Source organism: Paenisporosarcina sp. P4_E4_2 (assembly GCF_056401595.1).
On record NZ_JBFUJC010000097.1, the window covers coordinates 1 to 9,535 of the forward strand.

The window sequence follows — 9,535 nt, forward strand, 5'->3', positions numbered from 1 at the left end:
AATCAAGAATGCCGCTGTATTCGGTGTGATTGCTGATTTTAACGATTCAATGTCTCCGTAAGGAATCAAATTGATACCTGGAAGCATTGGTCCGAAGCCACGTTTGTAATCAGGATCTGAAGATAAAGAAACTGCCGCCATCGTACGTCCGTGGAAGTTTCCGTTACAAGCAATGACTTCTGCTTGGTTTTCAGCAATTCCTTTTACATCATAAGCCCATCGACGAGCTGCCTTAATAGCTGTTTCAACAGCTTCAGCCCCTGTATTCATAGGAAGTGCCATATCTTTTCCAGATAACTCACAAATCATTTCATACCAAGGTCCTAACTGATCGTTATGGAATGCACGTGACGTCAAAGTTACACGGTCAGCTTGATCTTTAAGCGCTTGTATAATTTTYGGGTGACGATGCCCTTGGTTTACTGCCGAATAAGCAGATAACATATCCATATATTTGTTGCCTTCTGGATCCTTTACCCATACACCTTGTGCTTCAGAAATAACAATCGGAAGTGGATGATAGTTCGGCGCACCAAATTTTTCTGTTTGCGCAATAACGTTTTGTGAAACTGTCATAATGTTTCGCCTCCTCAATTTTCAAAAAAAAGCAGACGCATCTTCTGATGTGCCTGCCTATATTTAATGTCACTTTTCTAACTGTCTAGCTTCGAAGCCCAGCTCGTACCTAAGCTTAGGCCTACAGGATGTAGGTCATGAAGGCGTTGCCGCAGGACGCGGCGTACTTAGCCATCCTTCCGAAACTCAAGCGAAAGCAAGCTTTCGATTCGAGCCTTCTAGCGCCGGTGTCGAGCTACTTTAGGGTTTCTCGCTAGCCGTAATGTCTAGTTCCGCAGGGCAGGCTGCACCTAAGCTTCAAGCCCTCATTCGGAAAAGGTTTCCGATTCGGTCTTTCCAGCGCCGGCGTCAGCCACTCTACGAGCATCCCGCTAGTCGTAATGTCTAGCTTCGAAGCCTAGCTCGCACCTAAGCTTCAGACTCTCAAGCGAAAGCAAGCTTTCGATTCGAGCCTTCCAGCGCCGGTGTCGAGCTAGCACGGGCTTCTACGCTTTTCTTATAACATTTCAGATGTTGTTTTTGCTTGTAAGTGTAAAGTCAGGTAGTCAGGACCGCCTGCTTTAGAGTCTGTACCTGACATGTTGAATCCACCGAATGGTTGGTATCCAACGATAGCGCCAGTACATCCGCGGTTGAAGTACAAGTTACCCACATGGAAGTCTTCACGTGCTTTTTCTTGGTTCATACGGTTGTTTGTAATTACCGCACCAGTTAAGCCGTATTCTGTGTTGTTTGCAATTTCAAGAGCTTCGTCGAAATCTTTAGCTTTACAGATACCTACAACTGGTCCAAAGATTTCTTCTTGCATGATGCGAGCTTTAGGATCTAAGTCAGCGATTACAGTTGGTTGAATGAAGAATCCTTTAGAATCGTCACCAGTACCACCAGAAACTACACGACCTTCACCTTTACCAATTTCGATGTAGCTCATGATTTTTTTGAATGCTGCGCCATCGATAACTGGACCTACGAAATGCTCATCTTGATCTGGAACACCAACTGATAGAGCCTTAGTTAATTCTTCAACGCGGTTTACTACTTGATCGTATACATCTTCAACGATTACCGCGCGTGAACATGCTGAACATTTTTGTCCACTGAAACCGAATGCAGATTTCACGATTGATTGAGCAGCTAATTCTAAATCAGCTTCTTTATCAACAACGATTGTGTCTTTACCGCCCATTTCAGCGATTACACGTTTAATCCAAATTTGACCTTCAGTTAATTTAGAAGAACGTTCGAAGATACGAAGACCAACGTCACGTGAACCAGTGAAACTGATTAAACGTGTGCGTGGGTGATCGACCATGAAGTCCCCAACTTCAGCACCAGAACCTGGAATGAAGTTTACTACTCCTGCAGGCATACCCGCTTCTTCTAATACTTCCATAAATTTATATGCAACAACTGGTGTTGTAGAAGCAGGCTTCAGTAATACCGTGTTACCAGTAACCATTGCCGCAACTGCAGTACCCGCCATGATAGCGAATGGGAAGTTCCAAGGAGAAATAACAACTGCCACACCCATTGGAATGTAGTCATAACGGTTATACTCACCTGGACGGCTTTCAACTGGTTGACCATCTTTCAAACGAAGCATTTGACGACCGTAGTATTCTAGGAAATCGATTGCTTCAGCTGCTTCAACGTCAGCTTCAACCCATGTTTTACCAGCTTCTTTAGAAAGTAATGCAGAGAATTCAAATTTACGACGACGCATAATTGCTGCCGCTTTGAATAATACATCAGCACGAATTTCAGGTTTTACTTTTTTCCATGTATTGAATGTAGCATCAGCGATATCCATAGCTTTAGAAGCTAATTCTTGGTTTGCTTTAGATACAGAACCTACAACTTCAGTTTTGTTAGCTGGATTGTAAGAAACAATTTTGTCTTCAGTTGTAATGCGTTCGCCACCAATGATAAGTGGGAAATCTTGACCCATATAACCTGCTACTGTTTTATAACCATCTTGGATGGCTTTTTTGTTTTCTTCTTTAGTGAAATCTGTAAATGCTTCATGTTTATAAGGAATCATGTGAATCCTCCTACTTTTTATTTTAGTGCAAAAATAATTTGCGCTTTTATTTCGTTTACATCTATAATAATGCAAAAGATTGTTGCGTTTTTCAAGTGATATTTCTTATTTTCGTAAAAAACTTTAGGAGTGAGCCTCCCGTGAACGATAAAGATCTTCAATTATTGCCGTTTTACCGTTTTGCAAGTGATCATATTTCGGTGGGAATCCACGCAATTGACCGGAGTGGGCGGACCATTTTATACAACGAAAAAATGAAAAACATTGAAGGCCTTGATTTACAGGATGTCGCTGACCGCTCCCTTCTTGAATTATTTCAATTCGACCAACAGGAAAGTACCCTTTTGAAAGTTCTGCAAAGCGGCGAACACGTGCTGAATGTCAAACAAACCTATTGGAATCGCAATGGACATGAAATTACAACCATCAACGATACCCATCCTGTTTTTGATAATGGAGAATTAATCGGGGCTGTTGAGCTAGCACGTGACGTTACCACATTGGAACGCTTAGTTTATCAACCTTTGCGCCGATATGGGGAACCCATAACATTTTCAGTAATTACGGCTGTTTCCGAATCGATGAAACACGTTATCTCAACCGCCAAAAAAGCGGCGATGGCACGTTTATCTGTCTTGCTTGTTGGTGAAGCAGGAACCGGAAAAGACTTGGTCGCTGAAGGCATTCATTACGAATTATCGCCACCTTTGTCCCATTTTTATACGTTATATTGCCACAACTCCGATCCGACGATTCTCAATAAATTAAGAGAAGATATGATTACGCTTGAAGCGAGCACGATATTTTGTGAACGAATTGACCTTTTGACTTTGGGTATGCAACAACAACTATTAGAAATGGTTAATGACTCTACGCTAGGGGACCACTTATTTTTAGCAAGTGTAGGGGCAGACCCTGTGGATTTGATTGCTTCGGGAGAATTATTAAAAGAGCTTTATTACTTCTTTGCTTCCATGACGATTGTCGTTCCTCCCTTGCGTGAACGACGAGAAGATATTGATCCTTTTATTCACGATTATTTTGCACGACATCGGGTTCGATTCGGTTCAGCAATCATGGGCCTGACAGAAGAAGTACGTGACATTTTTCATTCGTACGACTGGCCAGGTAATTTAAAAGAAGTGGAAATCTTACTAGATGAGATCGCATCGATGCTTACTGTAGAAGAAATGGTGACGTTCGAAATGTTGCCTCTGCATTTCAAATTGAAAATGCAGGAATTGCGGGAACCTCTTAAACGAGCTGAAGATTTCGTTGTCCAATCTGATCGTGAGTTACTGCCACTGGAAGATTATTTACGTGAAGCGGAAATGTACTATTTGCAGAAAGTGATGGGCATGTTTGAAGGAAATGTCACAAAAGCTGCAGTTGCTTTAGGAATGAGCAGGCAGAACCTGCAATATCGTTTAAGGAAGATAAGAAAATAACCTATCTAAACGCATAATGAAAAGAAAAAGCGAGCCGGCTCACAAGGAGTTGGCTCGCTTTCTACTTTTCTCATTGACCGGATTGTTTGATCCAATCTTGTAATTTGTCTTTTAAAGAGTTGAAACCTTCTGCATCATGCTCGTCAACGCGTGCTTGCAATGATTTTTTCGGTTTGTCTTCTTTACGTAAAACCGGTGGGCGTTCTTGTAATGCACGGATAGAAAGGCTGATTTTGCCTGCTTCTTCGTCCACTTCAAGTACYTTCACTTCAATTTCTTGCCCAACAGACAAGAATTCGCTTACGTCTTTCACATAACCATATGTGATTTCCGAAATATGCACTAATCCTTGGGTTTCTTCGTCTAATGCTACAAACGCGCCATATGGCTGTACGCCTGTTACTTTTCCYGAGATTACTTCCCCAACTTCGTACTTCTTAGTCATAATAATCGCTCCTAGTCTTGGATATATACCTATCTACCTTAAGGCCATAGAAGATTATACCATAAACAAGAGTTTTACTCAAAAGACTCACTGCATCGGCATGAAGTGAACGCGCCATCCTTCACTCGTCTTACGCAATTGGAATCCTTTCTGTTTTTCATTATCCGTTCGATACTCTGCTTTTAAATTATAATAAATCACTTGATCATGATCATAATCATCTTCCAATACTTCTGGTTGATATTCTACTGATTCGTATAGAGTTTTCCAATCCATCACGTCGGCAGAACGAGAGTAATCACCTATATATTCTTCGCGGGTAGGTCTTGAATAGTTCTCGTCATCCAACAGCAATGTATATTGGGTTTCAGCATCTCGGGAATAAAGTGCTTCCAGATAAATTCCCGCAATAATATCTGGATTTTCCCATTTAATGATGTCGTAGTCATATGCTTTTTGGAATTCTTTGTAAATTTTTTGAACTCTTTTCGTGTAATGCAAATTAATCGGTTCAAAATAGTGCTCATTTATAACTGAAATGCCTAAATCGAGTTGCCATACACCTTCTCGGTTTTTCACAACCGGTATTAACTTATGAGTTTCCTTCGTTTGGACTTCAACATTGCCAAAATATTCATCATTTTGATAGGTGGTTAATCGGTCATCATACGTAAGTGTAATTTCTTCTTCTGGAAGGATATTTTCATCCCCTAGAAAGGCATGTAAATCCGTTACCGATTCCATGCCTTGGAATGGAAGTGCTAAATCCAACATAACTTTCGGGAAATCTAATTGCTGAGCATAGGAAAATAACAGTACAGACTCAATCGGTGATAAATTCGATAAAGCATACTCTTTAGAACCTGGATTTTTAAGATAGCCATGAATTTTTTGCTGTAATTCTGAGTTAGGCCATTCAACCACTTCCACAGAGTCCGCTAATTCCTCAGCCGGCATTAATTTTGCGAGCTCACCCGTTTCTGCAAGCCAGAGTGCTTCCTTCAATCTATTGAAATCAAGAAATTTGTAAGTATCGTTCACTTCCCAATTATTCGCACTGAGGGAATCTACTACGGGTTTCATGAAATATTTGATTGGTGAAGTCCCTTGAATTGAAAGGAAATAATTCCAGGCAGATTGATATTCCTCTTTAATTTTTCCCTTCTCAAAAACGGCATTCTGAGGAGATCCAAAAATCAATGTATAGGCAAGGTCTTCATAATAAGATTTTATTACGGCGTACAATCCACCTGGTTGCTTGACACCCATCATGGAATATTCCATTGACTCAATAATTGACGCAGATTCTTGTGGACTGTAAACCAATTCCCCTGCATTTGTGAAGGGTGCCATTGATTTCATATACAATAAATTCAAAGCAGGATAAGCAAGTTTCCCTTCAAGGCCGGGGAATAATTCATTCCTTTGATAATCCGTTACATACTCTTTTTGATTTGCAGCCACTTTAATTTTAATACCTTCATGGGAAGAATTCGAAATCATCTGTTGCACTGGTTCAGGCAAATCTTTTTGCTTGCTATACAAATAGTCCACGTCAAGTTTCCCGTTCATTTTGGCAGTATTCAAAACTTCCTTATGTTCGACCAAGATCTGGTCATAGACCATTTTCAAATCGTCCATTCTATTGCTTAATTCATCCACAAACAGCATACTCATTTCTTCATTCAATTGATCTCCAACTTGAAGGGTTGCCACCATTTCTGAAGGCAGTCGTAAATACTTAATCGTTTCTCCATAGGCTACTTTCAAGGAAACTGTTGAGTTCTTTATAGTGTCGGGATGTGTGATGCGTGCAAATTCAATATCCGCAAACTTTACAAAGCCCATTTGATTGTACTGCTCACTCGTCAAGCCCAACATTTTCTGTCTTTTCTCACGTTCCTTTTGATAATCTTTTTTGAGTTCTTCTATTTCCTTCTGATCATATTCGGCTGCCGCGTTGTTCTTTTGACCATCATGATCATTCATGAATGAAGCACTCAAAATTCCGATTAAGAAAACACTTGCCAAGCTGACAGCCCAAACACTGACTCTTTGCCATTTCGATTGTTTAACTGCATTCACGACAGGCACTTCATGTTGTTTTCGATTTTCTGCATCTATTTTGCTTAATACATCGTCCGCATTAAATTTAGATGGAACGCGATTATAAGATTTGTTAAGTAATTTCATTTGTTGCTCAAATTGCTTATCGTCCATATTCGGCCCCTCCTTTTAATGCAAGTGCGGATTTGAGTTGTTCTTTTGCTCTTAGCAACCGTGTCTTAACCGTTGCCAGTGGAATGTTCATGACATCACCGATTTGGTCATATGTGAGTTCCTGAAAATAAAATAATACGATGGGAATTCGATATTTTTCATCAAGCATCTGAATGGCCGCATGCAATTCTCTATCTTCTTCAAAGACCAGAATTTTCGATTCTGCAGATCTTACACTCGTTCCGAAGTTCTYGTTATCCTGGGCTTTATCTTCTTTATCTTTTTCTCGTTGTTCTTTTCTATAATAATCTCTCGCTGCATTTAACGTAATTTTGTATAACCATGTCGTAAATCGGTCACGCTGAAATTGATGGAGGAATCTATACAGTTTAATAAATACTTCCTGGGTCACATCTTGCACATCATCTGCTTTGACACCACACTGGTAGGCAAATTTCYCAACGGTCCTATGATGAAGATTCATTAAATCACCGTAGGCCGCCCTGTCTCCTTTTTGTGCCCTTTCAATTAAAACCAGTTCGTTCATGAGGCCCCCTCACTCTCTATGTATTACTTGTTATACGAACGTTTTCCTCAAATTGTTTCAAAAAATTATATTAATTTCAAAGGCTCTCGTGTAGAATTAGAAAAATCTTTAAAGATTGAAGGAGTTGGAGTACATGGCAAAGCGCGATCATTTTGCATCTAAGATTGGCTTCGTCCTTGCAGCTGCAGGGAGTGCAATAGGGCTGGGGGCAATATGGAAGTTTCCATATATGGCAGGAACAAACGGTGGAAGCGTATTTGTCTTGTTGTTTATCATCAGTACATTGTTAATTGGTTTACCAATTCTACTTGCAGAATTCGTCATTGGACGTAAAGGACAAGCTGATGCAATTACAGGACTAAAAAAACTGGCACCTGGCAAGAAATGGTTTTTAATTGGTTGGTCAGGGTTCTTTTTCTCATTTATTATTTTGTCATTCTACAGTGTTGTGGGTGGATGGATTTTATCCTATTTAGGAAGAGCTTTACTGTTCAGCCTTGATAATACTGGAGAAGGTTCTTACGCGGACTTATTCAATAGCATCATCTCGAACCCCTGGGAAGTATTGATTGGTCAAGCCGTCTTTATGTTATTGACGATTTTGATTGTACAAGGTGGGATTGAGGCAGGGATTGAACGTGCCAGCCGAATTATGATGCCAGCACTATTAATCTTCTTTGTTGTTCTGGTTATTCGTTCATTGACACTGGAGGGTGCAATGGAAGGTGTTAAATTTATGTTCGTGCCGGATTGGTCTTACTTTAATGCACAAACCCTGCTGTTGGCATTGGGTCAAGCGTTCTTCTCCCTTAGTGTTGGTGTCGCTGGAATGATGACATATGCCTCTTACTTGCCTAAGGAACAAAAATTAGGGAATTCTGCGTTTAGTGTTTCCATGTTAAATATCGGAATTTCACTAATGGCGGGTCTGGTTATATTCCCAGCCGTTTTTGCATTAGGATATTCGCCTAAGGAAGGGCCAGGACTAGTTTTCATCATTTTACCTGCAGTCTTTGAACAAATTCCTTTCGGTGCTTTCTTTATGCTGTTGTTCTTAATTTTGATGTTATTTGCAACTTTGACTTCTTCCATCGCGATGCTTGAGACCGTCGTGTCCATGGGGATTAAAAATGCATATGATAAACGGAAACGCTCTTCATGGATTTATGGATTGCTTATTTTCCTTGTGGGTATTCCAAGTGCGTTATCGTTTGGGGTATTTTCGGACGTGAAGATATTCGGAAAAACTTTCTTCGATTTTGCTGACTTCCTGACAAATAACTTTGGTTTACCTTTAGGGGCTTTAATGATTTCGATTTTTGCTGGTTACGTTTTGAAGAAACAAGAAACGTTTGAGGAATTGAATATGTCTTCTTTAGCGTTTAACATTTGGCGCTTCGTTGTTCGATACCTTGCCCCAATTGCGATTATTTTGATTTTCCTAAATGCCATGTTTTCAGCCTTTAAAAGTTGAGAACTGTCTGTAAAACGACTTATTTCACAAAATCTTTTTCTACGAGGTATGATAAGATAGTTGCAAGCATACGATGTATGATGGAAAGGAGTGCATGAAGATGAAACAAGAATTTCACACTCAACTTCGCTTATTGCGTGAAGAACGTAATATGTCTTTAGAAGATTTATCATTAAAAACACGAGTTGGTGCGGGGAAATTAGAACAATATGAAGCTGGTACAGAAGTCCCTTCCGTACAGACCATTTTGAAATTATCCAACGCACTCGAAGTTCCAGCCTCTAATTTGTTGGATGGACTTCAAGTTAGTTCATAAAACATGAAAAGAGCTTACACCAAAATTGGTGTAAGCTCTTTTTTGTGAATGGGGCTTAGACGATGCATTTCGCCTCGTATTTTACCGCTATTAATTTATAGGCAATTTGAACACATTGGTCAATAGGGATCCATTGTTCATATGAATGTTCATAAACTTCTTGTATGCGTTTTGCCAGTTCAGTTGGATGGTCGATTCCTTGAAGGGCCGCCACTACATCAGCTGTTTCTGTATCATATGCATCAGTACCCATTTTGAAAGGATCCCATAACTGAAGCAATTTTACTGCCTTGCGATTCATTTCAATATTTTCCATCATTTTTCACCTATTTACTTTTCTTTAATAAAAGCTATGATAACATATTAATAAAAAAAGGAAAGAAGGAATTGCTTTGACTTCGTTTGAACAAGTAATCGATAGACGCAGTACTCGCTCAGTGAAATGGGATTTAATGGAGATAATATATG

General features: G+C 39.9%; 9 protein-coding genes. 3 read left to right on the top strand and 6 right to left on the bottom strand.

The window, feature by feature from the left end; genetic code table 11:
• Both AC1DSB_RS08955 and pruA read right to left on the bottom strand, forming a co-directional pair.
• The coding region (locus AC1DSB_RS08955; RefSeq protein WP_477586507.1) for an aminotransferase class III-fold pyridoxal phosphate-dependent enzyme at window positions 1-576 on the bottom strand (576 nt) is incomplete at its 3' end.
• A gap of 496 nt (window positions 577-1,072) precedes the next feature.
• Window positions 1,073-2,617, bottom strand: coding sequence for an L-glutamate gamma-semialdehyde dehydrogenase (gene pruA / locus AC1DSB_RS08960; protein WP_477532415.1), 1,545 nt, complete (start codon window positions 2,615-2,617; stop codon window positions 1,073-1,075).
• A gap of 140 nt (window positions 2,618-2,757) precedes the next feature.
• Here pruA and AC1DSB_RS08965 point away from each other — a divergent pair, with 140 nt between their 5' ends.
• Complete coding sequence (locus tag AC1DSB_RS08965; protein ID WP_477532414.1) at window positions 2,758-4,065, top strand: AAA-type ATPase lid domain-containing protein; 1,308 nt, start codon at window positions 2,758-2,760, stop codon at window positions 4,063-4,065.
• A gap of 70 nt (window positions 4,066-4,135) precedes the next feature.
• On the opposite strand, the gene yugI is transcribed toward AC1DSB_RS08965, so the two are convergent.
• The 3 genes from yugI to AC1DSB_RS08980 form a co-directional block, all read right to left on the bottom strand.
• Window positions 4,136-4,510, bottom strand: a complete 375-nt coding sequence (gene yugI / locus AC1DSB_RS08970; RefSeq protein WP_016428978.1) for a S1 domain-containing post-transcriptional regulator GSP13 — start codon at window positions 4,508-4,510, stop codon at window positions 4,136-4,138.
• Between the two features lie 87 nt (window positions 4,511-4,597).
• The gene (locus AC1DSB_RS08975) at window positions 4,598-6,730 is read right to left on the bottom strand and encodes a hypothetical protein (RefSeq protein ID WP_477532413.1); all 2,133 of its coding nucleotides are present in this window, start codon (window positions 6,728-6,730) and stop codon (window positions 4,598-4,600) included.
• Complete coding sequence (locus AC1DSB_RS08980) at window positions 6,720-7,277, bottom strand: RNA polymerase sigma factor (RefSeq protein WP_477586509.1); 558 nt, start codon at window positions 7,275-7,277, stop codon at window positions 6,720-6,722. Before AC1DSB_RS08980 ends, AC1DSB_RS08975 begins: the two co-directional genes overlap by 11 nt.
• 133 nt (window positions 7,278-7,410) lie before the next feature.
• Between AC1DSB_RS08980 and AC1DSB_RS08985 the strand changes: the two genes are divergently transcribed.
• A complete protein-coding gene (locus AC1DSB_RS08985; protein WP_477586511.1) occupies window positions 7,411-8,751 on the top strand; it encodes a sodium-dependent transporter in 1,341 nt (446 codons plus the stop codon).
• Window positions 8,752-8,851: 100 nt separating this feature from the next.
• A complete protein-coding gene (locus AC1DSB_RS08990) occupies window positions 8,852-9,067 on the top strand; it encodes a helix-turn-helix domain-containing protein (RefSeq protein ID WP_016428982.1) in 216 nt (71 codons plus the stop codon).
• Window positions 9,068-9,122: 55 nt separating this feature from the next.
• Here AC1DSB_RS08990 and AC1DSB_RS08995 read toward each other — a convergent pair whose 3' ends face one another.
• Window positions 9,123-9,383: a DUF1871 family protein gene (locus AC1DSB_RS08995; RefSeq protein WP_036660084.1), complete on the bottom strand. Its 261-nt coding sequence runs from the start codon at window positions 9,381-9,383 to the stop codon at window positions 9,123-9,125.
• Window positions 9,384-9,535: the final 152 nt, after the last annotated feature.